This is a genomic window from Mycolicibacterium fluoranthenivorans (assembly GCF_011758805.1).
Classification (GTDB): domain Bacteria; phylum Actinomycetota; class Actinomycetes; order Mycobacteriales; family Mycobacteriaceae; genus Mycobacterium; species Mycobacterium fluoranthenivorans.
Map to the genome: position 1 here is coordinate 904,957 of NZ_JAANOW010000001.1, position 15,881 is coordinate 920,837.

Genomic DNA, 15,881 nt, shown 5'->3' on the forward strand with positions numbered 1-15,881 from the left:
GCACCGATAACATCGAGGAAACTTACAGAAAGGACGGTGGCACGATGGCCAATGAACTGCTGGACTTCGTCATGTCGCTGGTGCGGGATCCCGACGCGGCCGCGCGCTACGCCGCGGATCCGAATCAGGCCATCGCCGACGCGCACCTGACCGATGTCACCACCGCCGATGTGAACCACCTGATCCCGGTGGTCAGCGAGTCGCTGTCCTCGCCTGGGCCGACCGGCGGGACCGACCTGGGATTCGACCACGGCGGCAACGTCTGGACCAGTGGAGCCGCGACCGCGGCCTTCGACTCCTTCGGTGACTTCGGTGGCGTGAGCGATCACCTGCCCGTGGTGGTCACCGACGATCTGCACGCGGCGGTGAACTCGCTGCCGGATGCCTTCGAGCACAGTGTGCCCACCGTGGCCGATGACTACGCCGCCGACGTCCCGACCTTTGCTGCGGATCCGCACCCGATCGACGATGTGCCAGTCGTCGACACCGGCCTGGACACTCACTGGGACCAGGCCACCGACAGCGATCACCACCTGCCGGTCGATGACGGTGGGTTCGACATCTTCGGCTGACCTGCCCGAAAAAGCCCGCTCACCTGGAAGGGAGCGGGCTTTTTCGTGTCCGGGATCGGGCGTCCCCCGCGATCCCCTAACCCCCTAACGGGCCTACCCCCTATACCCCTGATGGGGGTTGTGAAGGCAGGGGTTTCGACCCCGTTTCCGCTGTCGCTCGCCGCCCATAACGTTGTCTTCAGTTCGCCGGACCACCCGGAAACAGACCAGAAGCACCAACCCAAGCGCCACCCCCAAGCGCCACCCAGAAAGGCACTCCCATGACCACGATCATCGACTACATCCTCGACCTGTTCCGCAGCCCCGACATCGCGGCCGCCTTCGTCGCCGACCCCGACCAGGCGATGCGGGACGCGGGCCTGCCGAACGTCAGCGCCGCCCAGCTCGCGTCGGTCGCCGCCAGCGTGGCACCGGCCGGCGTCGCACTCGGCAACGGCGACCCGGTGTACGGGCTGCAGAACGCGGTGTCCAGCTACCACAACTTCGCCTCCCCGTTCTCGCCGCAGACCTCCTACACCTCGCAGCCGACATTCGCGCCGCAGACCGATTTCGCCAGCCACAACAGCACCGATTTCGCCAGCCACAACAACGTGCCGGTGCTCAGCCCGAACCAGGACGCCGGTGCCAACGCCCAGCAGGGCGCGTTCAACCTCGGCTTCGGTGACATCACCCTGTTCGGCAGCAAGACCACCACGACGACCACCGCCACCCACGGCGGTGTGGTGGTCGACGGCGAGAACAAGGGCACCGTCACCACCGGCCACGACAACACCATCGGCGACGGCAACACCAACGTCCACGACGTGCTCACCGGAAGCCACTCGCCGGTGATCGTCGGGGCCGGCAACCAGGTCCACGACAGCTCGCAGACCGCCGGCGGCGACGTCATCTCGCACAACAGCGGGCCCGTCATCAAGGACGTCGACACCAGCGGCGGCAGCGGTGGCGGCGCCAGTGCCGGCGGCGGCATCCTGGGCGGCGGGCACGCCAGCGGCGGTAGCGGCGGCAGCGGTGGCAGCATCGTCATCAACGACAGCCACGGCTCGACCAACACCACCTCCGTCGGCGGCAGTCAGACCACGGTCGGACACGACCTGGGCAGCGGGAACACCAGCGTGGTCGACACCTCGAGCCACACGACGACCACCACCACGGTCAGCGGACACTCGACGATCGACAGCTCGGTACACGCCGACAGCTCGGTCCACGAGGACAGCTCCGTGCACACCACGGTGACCGACGAGTCGGTGCACCAGGCCGGCGGTATCAACACCTACGCCGATACCGACCTGCACAACACCACGAACATCGAGCCGCACACCGATTTCCACGCGTTCTGATCGACACCCGATTGGCGGGGACCACAAGGTCCCCGCCAATCGGCGCGCATGGGAGTTTGATGGTCTGGAGAGGACGAGATGACAGCACCGCAGGATCACAAGGTCGCGGCCGGCAGGCCGGCCAGGCCTGTCGAAGTGATCGTCGAACTCATCGACCACAGCTCCCGGATCGCCGGCGCGCACGACCGCGCCGACCTGGTGGAGCGACTCGGCATCGCCAAGGACAGGATCACCGACCCACAGATCCGGGTGGTCATCGCCGGCCAGCTCAAGCAGGGCAAGAGCCAGCTGCTCAACTCACTGCTGAACATGCCGGTGGCGCGGGTCGGCGATGACGAGAGCACGGTGCTGGCCACCGTGGTGCACTACGCCGAGACCGCGTCGGCCCGGCTGGCGGTCGCCGGCCCCGACGGCGAACCGGAATTCGTCGATATCGACATGTCGGAGCTGCGCAACGATCTGCGCCAGACCCCGGCGGCGCAGGGCCGTGAGGTGTTGCGCGTCGAGGTCGGGGTGCCCAGCCCGATGCTCAAGAACGGTCTGACCTTCATCGACACCCCCGGCGTCGGTGGCCACGGGCAACCGCACCTGTCGGCGACCCTGGGGCTGCTACCCGAGGCGGATGCGCTGCTGATGGTGAGCGACACCAGCCAGGAATTCACCGAGCCCGAACTGACCTTCATCCGGCAGGCCGTCGAAATCTGCCCGCTGACAACAATTCTGGCCACCAAGATCGACCTGTACCCGCACTGGCGGGAGATCGTCGCGGCGAACGCCGCCCATCTGCAGCGCGCCGGCCTCAGCACACCGATCACTCCGGTGAGCTCGGTGCTGCGCAGCCATGCCATCACGCTCAACGACAAGGACCTCAACGAGGAGTCCAACTTCCCGGCGCTGGTCACCTTCCTCGGCGACAAGGTGTTGTCCCGTGAGACCGATCGCGTCCGCGATCACGTGATCGACGAGATCCGTGCCGCAGCAGATCATCTCGCACTCGTCGCCGAAGCCGAACTGTCAGCGCTCAACGACCCCGACACCCGCGAGAAGCTCACCGCCGACCTCGAACGGCGCAAGCGGGAAGCCCAGGACGCGCTGGCGCAGACCGCGTTGTGGCAGCAGGTGCTCAACGACGGGATCGCCGATCTGACCGCCGATATCGATCACGATCTGCGGAACAGGTTCCGGCACATCACCGCCCACACCGAAGGTGTGATCGACGGCTGTGACCCCACCCAGCACTGGGCCGAGATCGGCGCCGAACTGGAGAACGCCATCGCCACCGCCGTGGGCGACAACTTCGTCTGGGCCTTCCAGCGTGCCGAGGCGCTGGCCGCCGAGGTGGCCCGCACCTTCATCGAGGCGGGCCTGGATGTCATCGAGGCGCCGCACGTCAGCGCGCGTGAGATGGGCGCCAGTCTGGGCGAGTTCAAGGCACTTGCGCGGTTGGACGCCAAACCGATCAAAGCCGGCCATAAGGTGGTCACCGGCATGCGCGGGTCCTACGGCGGTGTGTTGATGTTCGGCATGCTGACCTCGTTCGCGGGCCTGGGCATGTTCAACCCGTTGTCGCTGGGTGCGGGACTTCTGTTGGGGCGCAAGGCCTACAAGGAGGATATGGAGAACCGGATGTCGCGGGTGCGCAACGAAGCCAAGACCAGCATGCGCCGGTTCATCGACGACGTGTCGTTCGTGGTCAACAAGGAGTCTCGAGATCGGCTGCGCGCCATCCAGCGTCAGCTGCGCGACCACTACCGGGGCATCGCCAACCAGGCGTCGCGTTCGCTCAACGAGTCGCTGCAGGCCACCCTGACATCGGCCAAGCTGGAAGAGAACGAGCGCAACACCCGCATCAACGAGCTGGAGCGCGAGCTCAATATCCTGCGGCAGGTCATCGACAACGCGGACAAACTGTCCGCGGCTGGCTGACCCCCTTAAACTGGTCGCCCGTATGAGCACCAGTGACAATGTGCGCGCGATTCTGGGCGGCACCATCCGCGCGTATCAGGCCGATCCGGCATACCGGGACCGGCCCGACGTGCACAACGAACTGCTGCGGATCGGCAACCGGCTCAACGAGCCGATGCGCATCGCTCTGGCCGGCACCCTCAAGGCGGGTAAATCGACCCTGGTCAACGCCTTGGTGGGGGAGGACATCGCCCCGACCGACGCCACCGAGGCGACCCGCCTGGTCACCCGGTTCCGGCACGGTCCCACGCCGAAAGTCACGGCCAACCACCGCGGCGGCCGGCGCTCGAACGTGCCGATCGTGCGGGTTCCGGGCGACCGCCCGGATCGGCGAAGCCTGACGTTCAGCTTCGACGGCCTGGACGAAGGTGACATCGAGGACCTGGACGTGCAGTGGCCGGCCGCCGAACTCATCGACACCACCATCATCGACACCCCCGGCACCTCGTCGCTGTCGCGCGACGTGTCCGCCCGTACGTTGCGGCTGCTGATCCCCGAAGACGGTGTGCCGCGGGTGGACGCGGTGGTGTTCCTGCTGCGCACCCTCAACGCCGCCGATATCGCGCTGCTCACCCAGATCGGTGAACTGGTCGGCGGTGAGGCGGGCGCGTCCAGTGCGTTGGGTGTGATCGGGGTGGCGTCGAGGGCCGACGAGATCGGCGCGGGCCGAATCGATGCCATGCTGTCGGCCCGGGATGTGGCGACCCGGTTCACCGCCGAGATGGAGAAGACCGGGATCTGCCAGGCGGTCGTCCCGGTGTCGGGGCTGCTGGCGCTCACGGCACGCACCCTGCGGCAGAGCGAGTTCGTCGCGTTGGAGAAGCTGGCGGCCGTCGAACCGGCCGAGCTGACCAAGGCGATGCTCAGCGTGGACCGGTTCGTCCGGGAAGACAGCTCGCTGCCGGTGGACGCCGCGACCCGGGCCGCCCTGCTCGACCGGTTCGGGATGTTCGGGATCCGGATCTCGATCGCGGTGCTGCGTGCGGGGATCAGCGATTCGGTGGCGCTGGCCGACGAACTGCTGGAACGCAGCGGGCTGATCGCCCTGCGCGATGTCATCGACCAGCAGTTCGCGCAGCGCTCCGATCTGCTCAAGGCGCATACCGCACTGCTGGCCCTGAGGCGGTTCGTCCAGGTCCACCCGATCTACGCCAGCAGGCAGATCCTGGCCGATATCGACCCGCTGCTGGCCGATGCGCACGCGTTCGAGGAACTCCGGCTGCTGAGTCAATTGCGTTCCCGGCCAACCACGTTGAACGACGATGAGATGGCGTCGCTGCGCCGGTTGATCGGCGGGTCCGGCACCGACGCGGCCAGCCGGTTGGGGTTGGGATCGGCCGATCCCTACGACGGCCCGCGGGCGGCCTTCGCGGCCGCGCAACGCTGGCGCCGCCGCGCCGACCATCCGCTCAACGATCCGTTCACCACCAGGGCGTGCCGGGCGGCGGTGCGCAGCGCGGAGGGGCTGGTCGCGGAGTACCACGCGCAGGGCAGGTAGTCGCGCTACGGGGACAGCGTCCTGGTCTCGTTGAATCGAGGCCGGCGGCGGCTCGTGGTGGTCTCGTCGTCGCGGGACTGGCTCGTCGTGCGGCGGGTCGTCGTGGTGGTGGTCGAGGACGTCGTCGACGACGTGGTGGCGTCCGGATCGTTGATATCGGTGGTGGCCGGCGGGCTGGTGCTGGTGATCGTCTCGGTGGTGGTCGTGGCGGCCGAGGTCGACCGTCCCGAATCGTCGGAGAAGCTGGGGGTGACGAATTCCGTCGGCGCCTGTTCGGGCTGGTTGAACTGGCGGGACACGAACAACGCCCCCCAGACGATCAGCGCGATGGCGGTCAACGCGGCGAGGCTGGCGGCGGCCAGCGTGGACGTGCGTTCATGCCACTTACGCTCGTCCGTCACGGGCACCGATAGTAACCACGCCGTGCGGCATCCTGCTGGGTCAACCGAGTTGGCCGATGACCTCGGATGCGAAGAACTCCAGGTGATCGAGATCTGACATATCCAGAACCTGCAGGTAAACGCGTTGCACACCGGCCGCGGTGAAAGCGCCCAGCTTGTCCACGATCTCCGCCGGGGTGCCGACGGTCGGGGAGTTTCCGCGCATCTCGTCCAGTTCGCGCCCGATGGCGGCGGCGCGGCGGGTCAGCTCGGCCTCATCGCGACCCGCGCACAGCACGAACGCCGCGGAGTAGGTCACCGACTCGGGTGCGCGGCCGGCCGCGTCGACGGCTGCGGCCACCCGCTCGAACTGGGTCGCGGTCGCCTCGAGGGAGTCGAACGGAATGTTGAACTCCGTGGCGAACCGGGCGGTCAGCGCCGGGGTGCGTTTGGGTCCCTTGCCGCCGATGATGATCGGCAGCGGCGCCTGCACGGGCTTGGGCAGCCCGGGCGAATTCTTGACGGCGTAGTGCGTGCCGGTGAAGTCGAAGGTCTCGCCGGCGGGCGTACCCCACAACCCGGTGAGGATCTCCAGTTGTTCGGTGAGCCGGTCGAACCGCTCGCCCAGCGGCGGGAACGGAATGGCGTAGGCCTGGTGCTCTTCCTCGAACCAGCCGGCGCCGATCCCCAATTCGACTCGGCCACCGCTCATCTCGTCGACCTGGGCAACGGCGATGGCCAGCGGGCCGGGGTGGCGGAAGGTGGCCGAGGTCACCATGGTGCCCAGCCGGATGGTCGAGGTCTCGCGGGCGATCCCGCCGAGAGTCACCCACGAATCGGTGGGGCCGGGCAGCCCGTCACCGCTCATGGCCAGGTAGTGGTCCGATCGAAAAAACGCGGAGAATGCCAACTTCTCGGCGGCCTGCGCCACGGCGAGCTGATCACCGTAGGTGGCACCCTGTTGCGGTTCGACGAAGACGCGGAAGTCGGTTGTTCCCATGTCAACAACACTAGAGCCCGCGACGGGCAGCGCGCAGCGCGGCGACGGCGTCGTCGTCGCCACGCAACGTCACCTGTGCGGGTTCGCGTCCCGCGGCGAACAGCAGCAGCTCGCCCGGTTCGCCGGTGACCGTCACCGGGGCGCCCTTGCCGGCGGTGGCCAGCACCTTGCCGTCTGGGGTGGCAAGACTGACCCTCGCCGGTGATTTCGACAGCGTCATCCGGGCGAACTGAGCGACCTGGCGAGTCAGGGCCTTCACTGTTTCGTCATCGAGAACCCTTGGCTCCCAATTTGTTCCAGCACGACGGACATCCTCGTGGTGGATGAACATCTCGGCGACGTTCACCAAGGGGTCCAGGACGGCGAACGGAGAATAGGCCGGCGGACCTGAGGCCACCTTGTCGATCAGTTCGGCCCAGTCGTTGCCGGCGGTCACCTGCTCCTGCACCTTGGCGGTGTAGCCGGCCAACGCGGGTATCAGGATGCCGGGCGCGGCATCGATCCGGCGTTCCCGGACGACCAGGTGCGCGGCCAGATCGCGGGTGCTCCAGCCCTCACACAGGGTGGGGGCGTCGGGCCCGGTCCCGCGCATCGTCGCGACCAGCGCCGCGCGTTCGCGTCGTGCCACCGACATCTGTTCGTCTCCCGTCTAGAAGGTCTGCACGCCCTCGGTGCGCACCAACATGCCGTGTCCGGTGGCGTCGTTGGTGAACCGGGTCCCGTCCGCGGACGCGGCAATGGTCCAGCCCAACGCCCGATACGTCTTGTAGTCCAGGGGGACGGTCGGGATATCGCCGAGATTGCCGAGGATCCACTGGACCTGGCCGTCGGCGGTGAGCCGCACGCCATTGGCGGGGGTGCCGTCCACCACAGGGGCGTTCTGGAACTGGGATTCGCAGCCCACGTCGGACGTGGAGATCTGACAGCGGGTCAACCCGGACTTCGTCTCGATGAAGACGTACCCGTTCTGCGGGGCGAGGGTGTCGGCGCCGGGAGGTGCGGCGGAGGCCGTCGGAGCGGTGGGGGCCGGACCGGACGGGCTCGATGGTGCGGCCGTACTGCGACTGGGGCGCGGGGTCTGCACCGTCGGCTCGACACCGTTGTTGTCGGGCGATCCGGTGGGTTTTCCGTGGATCAGGTCAGAACAACCGCCCAGGGTCACCACGATCGCGGCCGCGCACACCGCTGCTCGTATCCCCCTGCCCGTCACACGTCGAGGCTACCGGCTGGAGTGTCGCTGCTTCGGGAACGTTTGGTCGCATCTGCGTAACTTCACAGCATGCCGACCTAGGGTCGGCGAAATGCTCGGGATGAAAGGCGCCAGACACGGTGCCCGCCTGTGGGCCCAGTTTCTGGATTCGCCGTTCTCCGGCCTCGCGCCGTGGGTGTGGATGGCGATGCTGGCCGGGCCGGGCCGGTTCGAGGTGGCCGTGTCCGGCGCGTTGGCGGTGTCCGTGCTGGTCCTGACGATGTGCTGGCAACGCGGGATCCCGGTGCACGTCATCGAGTTTCTCGGGGTGTCCTACTTCGTGGTGCTGGCGATCATCGGGTTACACGCCTCGAGCGGCACGAAGGCATGGCTGGAATTGTGGTCCGGTGACATCACCAACGCGCTGCTGGCGCTGTACGCGACCGTCACGCTGGTCCTGCGGCGGCCGTACACGATGGTCTACGCGCGGCACAAGGTGCGCCCCGAGCGTTGGGGCACATCACTTTTCGTGCGGGTCCACCTGGTGGTCACCGGTGTGTGGGCCGGTGCGTTCGGGTTTGCCGCGGCCGTAGGCTTCATCGGCGACGCGGCGGTGCACGACACGGACAACTTCTGGACCGGCTGGGTTCTGCAGCTGGCGGCGCTGCTGTTCGCGGTGGCGTTCAACGATTTCTATCCGGACTACGCGCGGGCCAGGGCCCACGGCCACCCCGAGGTGCCGTCGCGGGTTCGGCTGGTCGCATGGGTACCCCCATTCCTGCTCGGTACGGCGGTGGCCGGCTGGGTGCTCGGTGCGGTCCTCGATGCGGGTTGTCTGGCGCTGGTGCTGGCCGCCCTGGTGTGCGGCGCGCTCCTGCGCCGGCTGGCAGCACCCCGTTCGGCGGACGCTGCGCGGGTCACTGCCTCAGGATGACCCGGGTCAGCTCGGACAGCGCGGTATGCGGTGGCTCGTTGCCGAAATTCTCGATCAGCTGCACCTGGATCTCGCCGACGACACCACCCAGGACAGCGCCGACGGCGATCATCGTCGGCTCGTCGTCCTTGAACACCGGGCGCAGGATGGACTCGTACTCCTCATTGGAGAGCTGGCCCATCTTGTCGATGATGGTGCCCTCCAGGTCCATGGCGCCGACGGCGTAGTCCTGGGCGTATTGCAGGGTCTCGGGGAGCCGCTGCAGCACCATCTCCACCAGCGTGTTCTTCAGTGCGTTGTACCGCTCGGTGCCCACCGCGAACTTCACCAGCGGGGTGGCGATCCCGGTCTGGGCGTCGATGGCCGCGTCGACCTCCTTGGCGATCAACGAGAACACCTTGTCCGACCCCGGGCCGCGCAGAACCCCGTCGAAGAGGATCTCGGGGGAGAACAGATCCTCGGACAGGATTCGTGCGTAATCCGCGGTGACGGTCTCGCGTTGGGCGTGCAGCAGCCCCTGGAACGGGATGAAGCCCAGGATCTTTGTCGGTTTGACCGGCCGGAACAGCATGTTGAGCGCGATGTAGTCGCTGATGAACCCGACGCCGAAGCCGAACGCGGGCATAATCCAGGGGTTCTGGAACAAGGCCCAGGCCACCATCTGCACCAGACCGATGACGAGCCCGAAGTAGATGCCGCTGCGCCGGACGAAGGCCATGGCGTCGTCGCCGAGCCCACGCATCAGCTTGTTGAGTTTGTCCTTGTTCTTCACCAGGGTCGTGATGGCCAGGTACTGCACATCGATATAACGCGGCAGGTCGGCGCGCATCTCGTCGAGCATGTTCTCGATGACCTGGGGGATCGTGGTGTTGATGCGGGACTGGATCGCTTTGCGGCCCGCCTCGGGCAGGGAGTCCCACAATCCCGGCCGAATCTGTTCGGCGATGTCCCGGGAGATCTCGTCGGCGGCCCGGATCAGCGGTTCCCGTAGTGCCTCGACGGCCTCGGCGGCGTCGACCTTCTCCAACATCTCCTCGGGTTTGAGCAGATTCTGGGTGAGCAGCTCGATGGTCTTGGAGCCGACCTTGCCGGCGCGGCGCGGCACGATGCCCTGCCAGCCGAAGGGCCCGATGCCCTTGAACTCGAGCGGCCGGTACAGCATCTCCAGCGCGACGATCTTCGTGCTCCAGCCGACGAAGGCGGCCACGAACGGCATGGACAGATAGATCAGCCAGTTGACGCTGAAGTCGGCCTTGATCTCCCGCCAAGTCTGGATTGCGAGAATCGTCTCGCTGGTGCTCATACGCGATCCGTAAGCTGCTCGCTGGTGCTCATACGCGATCCGCAAGCTGCTCGCTGGTGCTCAATCTCGGCGATCCGCCCTGGGCTTCTCGCTGGAACGTCACGGACCGTCCTGTTGCATTGCTGCCTCCCACAACCCGCGACCCAGACCGGACAGGCCCAGGGTCTGCTTCTCCACCCGCGCGGTGAGTGGTCCGCGGGACGCGCCCTTGATGGCCCGCAACACCATCGGCTCGGCCATGAGGATCTCGTAGTCGGCCTTCTTGGCCGGATCCTCCGGGCCGATCTCAACCAGACCAAGTGATAGCAGATGACCGACGTATTGCGGGACCATATTCGGCAAAGCCACATTGGCCGTGCGGCCGATCAAGCAGGCGTTCTCCAGCACCGGCTGGCCGGTGTTGCGGGACCGGGAATAGACGTGCACCAGCGGTGAGGCCGAACCGTCGGACAACGCGCCGACGATGCGCGCCTCGTCGGCCACCAGCTGATCCAGCAACCGGTGGAACAGTTCCACCTGGCTGCCGGCGGTGCTCTGATCCAACGCCCGGTCGAGCAATTTGCCCATCTTGGTGTTCAGGGACTCCGGCGCATCCGGGTCGGCCGACGGTGCGGTGCGGGGCGCGGAATCGAGTTGCTCCAGCCTGTTCTTCACCATCGTGGCCAGCTGTTCCTCACCCCAGGTGGCGAGTTTGAACCCCACCTTCGCGGCGTCCAGGGCACGGTCGGCGATACCGAACGGGTCGAATCGCTTCGGGACCAGCGGGCGCCTGCGGGGGGTGCGGATGATCACCGCGAGATCGCCGACGGGGGTGGCCAGCTTGAAGGCGCGACGCTCATGACCGTCCCGGTTCTGTGGCTGGTCCACGGTGATATCCGCACCGACGTCGGGGTCGACGTCCGGTACGTGCTTCGAGATGTCTTGCGCCATCGAACTCCCCAGGTGCGCCGAGGTCAGCCGTGGTCGAACGCGACCGACGGTTGGTGATTACGGGCACGGTACCCGGTGGAGCCGCGCGACGGGCTGGGTGGGCTTTGCCTAGTGCGGCCGCCTATTGCGGCGGCAGCAGCGGTGGGCGGCACACGTTGCCCACCGGATCCCACCACCAGCCGTCATCGCACGCCAGCGGCACGGTGGCGAGCGCGGGGCGACAGGTGCTGGCCGCCGGATCCCACCAACCGTTCTCACAGTTGGGCACCAGCGGCGCCTGACAGGTGTTGGCCACGGGGTCCCACCACTGCCCGCCCTCGCAGTCGGCGTAGCCGATGGCCGGGTTCACCGCGGCGGTGAACGCGAGGGGGAGGAAAGCTACGGCGGCGGCCGCGGACAACCTCCGGGCCGCGCGCTTCACGGTCGTCTGCATGGTCTGAAACCTTAAGGGGCGCGACGGCCGAGTGCGCGGAGGTGCCGGCCGACTTCGGGATATCGGGGCCGGGAACAAAACGGCGAGGAGCCCCGTTGACCCTATCGACAACTTGAGTGCATCGGACTCAACTCTGGCTTGACAGGCAGCCGCCCGCAGGTGCAGGCTTGAGCGAGGTTCGCTCAGATCCGAAACAGTGTCATTGAACAGCAATCATTCAGGAGGAACCAACTATGGCTCGTGCGGTCGGTATCGACCTCGGGACCACCAACTCCGTCGTCTCAGTGCTGGAAGGTGGCGACCCCGTCGTCGTCGCCAACTCCGAGGGCTCCCGGACCACCCCGTCGGTCGTCGCGTTCGCGCGCAACGGCGAGGTGCTGGTCGGACAGCCCGCCAAGAACCAGGCGGTCACCAACGTCGACCGGACCATCCGTTCGGTCAAGCGTGAGATCGGCACCGACTGGACCGTGGAGATCGACGGTAAGAACTACACGCCGCAGGAGATCAGCGCCCGCATCCTGCAGAAGCTGAAGCGTGACGCGGAGGCCTACCTCGGCGAGGACATCGCCGATGCGGTCATCACCGTGCCCGCGTACTTCAACGACGCTCAGCGCCAGGCCACCAAGGAAGCCGGCCAGATCGCCGGCCTCAACGTGCTCCGCATCGTCAACGAGCCGACCGCGGCCGCGCTGGCCTACGGCCTGGACAAGGGCGAGAAGGAACAGACCATCCTGGTCTTCGACCTCGGTGGCGGCACGTTCGACGTCTCGCTGCTGGAAATCGGCGACGGTGTCGTCGAGGTCCGCGCCACGTCCGGCGACAACCACCTCGGTGGCGACGACTGGGACGACCGGATCGTCGAATGGCTGGTGGAGAAGTTCAAGGGCACCAGCGGCATCGACCTGACCAAGGACAAGATGGCCATGCAGCGGCTGCGGGAAGCGGCCGAGAAGGCAAAGATCGAGCTCAGCTCCAGCCAGAGCACCTCGATCAACCTGCCCTACATCACCGTCGACGCCGACAAGAACCCGCTGTTCCTCGACGAGCAGCTGACCCGGTCGGAGTTCCAGCGCATCACCCAGGACCTGCTGGACCGCACCCGCAAGCCGTTCCAGTCGGTCATCAAGGACGCCGGCATCTCGGTCTCCGAGATCGACCACGTCGTGCTGGTGGGTGGTTCGACCCGGATGCCCGCCGTCACCGATCTGGTCAAGGAACTGACCGGCGGCAAGGAACCCAACAAGGGTGTCAACCCCGACGAGGTCGTGGCCGTGGGTGCTGCCCTGCAGGCCGGTGTCCTCAAGGGCGAGGTGAAAGACGTTCTGCTGCTTGACGTCACCCCGCTGTCCCTCGGTATCGAAACCAAGGGTGGCGTGATGACCAAGCTGATCGAGCGCAACACCACCATCCCCACCAAGCGGTCGGAGACCTTCACCACGGCCGACGACAATCAGCCGTCGGTGCAGATCCAGGTGTTCCAGGGCGAGCGCGAAATCGCTTCGCACAACAAGCTGCTGGGCTCCTTCGAGCTGACCGGTATCCCGCCGGCCCCGCGTGGTGTCCCGCAGATCGAGGTCACCTTCGACATCGACGCCAACGGCATCGTGCACGTCACCGCGAAGGACAAGGGCACCGGTAAGGAGAACACGATCAAGATCCAGGAGGGCTCCGGCCTTTCCAAGGAGGAGATCGACCGGATGATCAAGGACGCCGAGGCGCACGCCGAGGAGGATCGTCAGCGTCGCGAAGAGGCCGACGTCCGCAACCAGGCCGAGTCGCTGGTCTACCAGACGGAGAAGTTCGTCGCCGAACAGCGCAGCGCCGAGGGTGGCTCCAAGGTCCCCGAGGACACCTTGACCAAGGTGGATTCCGCGATCGCCGAGGCTAAGACGGCGCTGGCCGGCACCGATATCGCCGCCATCAAGTCGGCGATGGAGAAGCTGGGCACCGAGAGCCAGGCCCTGGGCCAGGCCATCTACGAGGCCACCCAGGCCGAGCAGGCGTCCGGCGAGTCCGGTTCGGCCGGCTCGGACGACAACGTGGTGGACGCCGAGGTCGTCGATGAGGATCAGGAGCGCAAGTGAGCGAGAGCGATTCGCACGAGCCGGTGACCATCACCGACAAACGGCGCGTCGATCCGGTCACCGGTGAAGTTCGCGAGCAGGAGTCGACCTCCCCAGAGGGATCTGGGGAGGCGGCTCCCGCGGACACCGCGCCAAGCGATGAGAAGGTCGCCGAACTGACCGCGGACCTGCAACGGGTCCACGCCGAGTTCGCCAACTACCGCAAGCGGGCGCTGCGCGACCAACAGGTCACCGCCGACCGTGCCAAGGTCGCCGTGCTCACCCAGTTGCTGGGCGTGCTCGACGACCTGGAACGGGCCAGAAGCCACGGTGACCTGGATTCCGGGCCGCTCAAGTCCGTCGCCGAGAAACTGGTGACCGCTCTTGAGAGCCTTGGGCTTTCGGCGTTCGGCGCCGAGGGGGATCCGTTCGATCCGTCGCTGCACGAGGCCGTGCAGCACGAGGGTGACGGTTCCAACCCGGTGCTGGGCACCGTGATGCGCCAGGGCTACAAGGTTGGAGACCAGGTGGTGCGACACGCCATGGTCGGTGTGGTCGACACGGTCGGCAATGCCGCGCCCAGCACCGAACAACCCGCAGAATCAGAAGACTAGGCACCGTAAGGAGGTGACGCATGGCCCAGCGTGAATGGGTCGAGAAGGACTTCTACAAGGAGCTCGGCGTCTCCTCCGACGCCACCAAGGACGAGATCAAGCGCGCCGCGCGCAAGATCCTGGCCGAGAACCACCCCGACCGTAACCCCGGTGACACCGCCGCCGAGGACCGCTACAAGGCGGCCTCGGAAGCCAAAGAGGTGCTGACCGACGACGCCAAGCGCAAGGAGTACGACGAGACCCGTCGGCTCTTCGCCAGCGGCGGATTCGGCCGGCGGTTCAGTGGCGGCGGCGGTGCGGGCAATTTCGGCCCCGGTGGGTTCAGTTCTGATGGCGCCGAGTTCAATCTGGGTGACCTGTTCGACCAAGCCGGCCAGGCCGGCGGGGCGAACATCGGTGACCTCTTCGGTGGCCTGTTCGGCCGGGGCGCACAGCAGCCCAGGCCGAGCCGGCCCCGGCGGGGCAACGACCTGGAAACCGAAACCGAGCTCTCGTTCATGGAGGCCACCAAGGGCGTGGCGATGCCGTTGCGGCTCACCAGCCCGGCTCCGTGCACGAATTGCCATGGCAGCGGGGCGCGTCCGGGTACCAGCCCGAAGGTGTGCCCGAACTGCAACGGTGCCGGAGTGATCAACCGCAACCAGGGCGCGTTCGGATTCTCCGAGCCGTGCACCGAGTGCCGCGGCAGCGGCTCGATCATCGAGCACCCCTGCGACGAGTGCAAGGGCACCGGGGTGACCACCCGGACCCGCACCATCAACGTCCGGATTCCGCCGGGCGTCGAGGACGGCCAGCGGATCCGGTTGGCCGGCCAGGGTGAGGCGGGGCTGCGCGGCGCACCGTCGGGCGACCTGTACGTCACCGTGCATGTGCGTCCCGACAAGGTGTTCGGTCGCGACGGTGACGATCTGACGGTCACCGTTCCGGTGAGCTTCCACGAGTTGGCGCTGGGCGCAACGCTTTCCATTCCGACTCTGGAGGGGAAAGTGGGCGTGCGGGTGCCGAAGGGCACCTCGGACGGCCGGATCCTGCGGGTCCGGGGTCGTGGCGTGCCCAAGCGGTCCGGTGGCCACGGCGACCTGTTGGTCACGGTGAAGGTCGCGGTGCCGCCGAGCCTGGAAGGCGAAGCGGCCGAGGCGCTGGAGGCCTATGCCAAGGCCGAACGCGCCAGCGGGTTCGATCCGAGGGCGGGATGGGCGGGGAATCTGTGATGAACATGGAGTCCCGATGAGCAAGCAGAACGATGCTCGCACCTTCCTCATCTCGGTGGCCGCCGAGCTGGCCGGTATGCATGCGCAGACCCTGCGCACCTACGACCGGCTCGGTCTGGTCAGCCCGCAGCGCACCTCCGGGGGTGGCCGCCGCTACTCGCAGCACGATGTCGATCTGCTGCGCGAAGTCCAGCGGCTGTCCCAGGACGAGGGTGTCAACCTGGCCGGGATCAAGCGCATCATCGAGCTGACCAACCAGGTCGAGGCGTTGCAGGCGCGAGTCGCCGAGCTGTCCGCCGAGCTCGACCGGGTGCGCAAGCCGAGCACGGCGGTGGTGCTGTGGCAGCCCGCAGCCGCGCGGCGCCGACATCAGGCCTGATAGCCGAGGCGCTCGCGCACCCAGTCTTTTGGTTGGGGTAACCCGATAAATGGACTAACCCTTTACGAAA

16 protein-coding genes are annotated in these 15,881 nt (G+C 67.1%); 9 read left to right on the forward strand and 7 right to left on the reverse strand.

Translation table 11 applies throughout. The annotated features are described in order from the left end of the window. Positions 1–44 precede the first annotated feature (44 nt). The 4 genes from FHU31_RS04420 to FHU31_RS04435 all read left to right on the forward strand — a co-directional run bounded on the left by FHU31_RS04420 (position 45) and on the right by FHU31_RS04435 (position 5,375). A complete protein-coding gene (locus tag FHU31_RS04420) occupies positions 45–572 on the forward strand; it encodes an Rv0340 family IniB-related protein (protein ID WP_167156237.1) in 528 nt (175 codons plus the stop codon). A 260-nt stretch (positions 573–832) separates the two neighbouring features. After that, positions 833–1,912, forward strand: coding sequence for an IniB N-terminal domain-containing protein (locus FHU31_RS04425; protein ID WP_167156239.1), 1,080 nt, complete (start codon positions 833–835; stop codon positions 1,910–1,912). A 78-nt stretch (positions 1,913–1,990) separates the two neighbouring features. Next, positions 1,991–3,838, forward strand: coding sequence for a dynamin family protein (locus FHU31_RS04430; RefSeq protein ID WP_167156241.1), 1,848 nt, complete (start codon positions 1,991–1,993; stop codon positions 3,836–3,838). A 22-nt stretch (positions 3,839–3,860) separates the two neighbouring features. After that, the gene (locus FHU31_RS04435) at positions 3,861–5,375 is read left to right on the forward strand and encodes a dynamin family protein (protein ID WP_167156243.1); all 1,515 of its coding nucleotides are present in this window, start codon (positions 3,861–3,863) and stop codon (positions 5,373–5,375) included. Positions 5,376–5,380: 5 nt separating this feature from the next. Here the strand turns inward: FHU31_RS04435 and FHU31_RS04440 are convergent, their stop codons facing one another. Genes FHU31_RS04440 through FHU31_RS04455 form a run of 4 tightly spaced genes read right to left on the reverse strand, consistent with a single transcriptional unit; the run spans position 5,381 to position 7,965 of the window. Continuing rightward, positions 5,381–5,776: a hypothetical protein gene (locus tag FHU31_RS04440; RefSeq protein WP_208410141.1), complete on the reverse strand. Its 396-nt coding sequence runs from the start codon at positions 5,774–5,776 to the stop codon at positions 5,381–5,383. A 40-nt stretch (positions 5,777–5,816) separates the two neighbouring features. Beyond that, positions 5,817–6,755, reverse strand: coding sequence for an LLM class F420-dependent oxidoreductase (locus FHU31_RS04445; RefSeq protein ID WP_167156247.1), 939 nt, complete (start codon positions 6,753–6,755; stop codon positions 5,817–5,819). A 10-nt stretch (positions 6,756–6,765) separates the two neighbouring features. Next, entirely contained in the window at positions 6,766–7,389 is a 624-nt protein-coding gene (locus FHU31_RS04450; protein WP_167156249.1) for a TIGR03085 family metal-binding protein, read from the reverse strand. Between the two features lie 15 nt (positions 7,390–7,404). Further along, positions 7,405–7,965 (reverse strand): hypothetical protein, encoded by a 561-nt coding sequence (locus FHU31_RS04455; RefSeq protein WP_167156251.1) that lies wholly within the window; start codon positions 7,963–7,965, stop codon positions 7,405–7,407. A gap of 91 nt (positions 7,966–8,056) precedes the next feature. Between FHU31_RS04455 and FHU31_RS04460 the strand changes: the two genes are divergently transcribed. Beyond that, on the forward strand, positions 8,057–8,878 hold the full coding sequence (locus FHU31_RS04460) for a hypothetical protein (protein ID WP_167156253.1): 822 nt from the start codon (positions 8,057–8,059) through the stop codon (positions 8,876–8,878). Here the strand turns inward: FHU31_RS04460 and FHU31_RS04465 are convergent. From FHU31_RS04465 to FHU31_RS04475, 3 genes are all read right to left on the reverse strand, one after another. Then, positions 8,862–10,181, reverse strand: coding sequence for a DUF445 domain-containing protein (locus FHU31_RS04465; RefSeq protein ID WP_167156255.1), 1,320 nt, complete (start codon positions 10,179–10,181; stop codon positions 8,862–8,864). The genes FHU31_RS04460 and FHU31_RS04465 overlap by 17 nt on opposite strands. A gap of 99 nt (positions 10,182–10,280) precedes the next feature. Beyond that, positions 10,281–11,111 carry an Abi-alpha family protein gene (locus tag FHU31_RS04470; protein WP_167156257.1) on the reverse strand — a complete coding sequence of 277 codons (831 nt, stop codon included), beginning with the start codon at positions 11,109–11,111 and terminating at the stop codon, positions 10,281–10,283. Positions 11,112–11,232: 121 nt separating this feature from the next. Beyond that, positions 11,233–11,532 (reverse strand): hypothetical protein, encoded by a 300-nt coding sequence (locus tag FHU31_RS04475; protein ID WP_167160621.1) that lies wholly within the window; start codon positions 11,530–11,532, stop codon positions 11,233–11,235. 245 nt (positions 11,533–11,777) lie between these two features. Between FHU31_RS04475 and dnaK the strand changes: the two genes are divergently transcribed. From dnaK to FHU31_RS04495, 4 genes are read left to right on the forward strand one after another with little or no spacing between them, the layout of a single operon-like run. Continuing rightward, on the forward strand, positions 11,778–13,628 hold the full coding sequence (gene dnaK / locus FHU31_RS04480; RefSeq protein ID WP_167156259.1) for a molecular chaperone DnaK: 1,851 nt from the start codon (positions 11,778–11,780) through the stop codon (positions 13,626–13,628). Beyond that, the gene (grpE, locus tag FHU31_RS04485; RefSeq protein WP_167156261.1) at positions 13,625–14,221 is read left to right on the forward strand and encodes a nucleotide exchange factor GrpE; all 597 of its coding nucleotides are present in this window, start codon (positions 13,625–13,627) and stop codon (positions 14,219–14,221) included. Before dnaK ends, grpE begins: the two co-directional genes overlap by 4 nt. A gap of 20 nt (positions 14,222–14,241) precedes the next feature. Beyond that, entirely contained in the window at positions 14,242–15,432 is a 1,191-nt protein-coding gene (dnaJ, locus tag FHU31_RS04490; RefSeq protein WP_167156263.1) for a molecular chaperone DnaJ, read from the forward strand. Between the two features lie 16 nt (positions 15,433–15,448). Then, the gene (locus FHU31_RS04495; RefSeq protein WP_167156265.1) at positions 15,449–15,811 is read left to right on the forward strand and encodes a heat shock protein transcriptional repressor HspR; all 363 of its coding nucleotides are present in this window, start codon (positions 15,449–15,451) and stop codon (positions 15,809–15,811) included. Positions 15,812–15,881 lie beyond the last annotated feature (70 nt).

Excerpts from the sequence above, each read along its gene's own strand:
- FHU31_RS04465 (WP_167156255.1), bottom strand. The coding sequence starts at position 10,181 with ATGAGCACCAGCGAGACGATTCTCGCAATCCAGACTTGGCGGGAGATC.
- FHU31_RS04425 (WP_167156239.1), top strand. The coding sequence starts at position 833 with ATGACCACGATCATCGACTACATCCTCGACCTGTTCCGCAGCCCCGAC.
- dnaK (WP_167156259.1), top strand. The coding sequence starts at position 11,778 with ATGGCTCGTGCGGTCGGTATCGACCTCGGGACCACCAACTCCGTCGTC.
- FHU31_RS04445 (WP_167156247.1), bottom strand. The coding sequence starts at position 6,755 with ATGGGAACAACCGACTTCCGCGTCTTCGTCGAACCGCAACAGGGTGCC.
- FHU31_RS04435 (WP_167156243.1), top strand. The coding sequence starts at position 3,861 with ATGAGCACCAGTGACAATGTGCGCGCGATTCTGGGCGGCACCATCCGC.
- FHU31_RS04450 (WP_167156249.1), bottom strand. The coding sequence starts at position 7,389 with ATGTCGGTGGCACGACGCGAACGCGCGGCGCTGGTCGCGACGATGCGC.
- FHU31_RS04495 (WP_167156265.1), top strand. The coding sequence starts at position 15,449 with ATGAGCAAGCAGAACGATGCTCGCACCTTCCTCATCTCGGTGGCCGCC.
- FHU31_RS04420 (WP_167156237.1), top strand. The coding sequence starts at position 45 with ATGGCCAATGAACTGCTGGACTTCGTCATGTCGCTGGTGCGGGATCCC.
- dnaJ (WP_167156263.1), top strand. The coding sequence starts at position 14,242 with ATGGCCCAGCGTGAATGGGTCGAGAAGGACTTCTACAAGGAGCTCGGC.
- FHU31_RS04460 (WP_167156253.1), top strand. The coding sequence starts at position 8,057 with ATGCTCGGGATGAAAGGCGCCAGACACGGTGCCCGCCTGTGGGCCCAG.
- FHU31_RS04470 (WP_167156257.1), bottom strand. The coding sequence starts at position 11,111 with ATGGCGCAAGACATCTCGAAGCACGTACCGGACGTCGACCCCGACGTC.
- FHU31_RS04430 (WP_167156241.1), top strand. The coding sequence starts at position 1,991 with ATGACAGCACCGCAGGATCACAAGGTCGCGGCCGGCAGGCCGGCCAGG.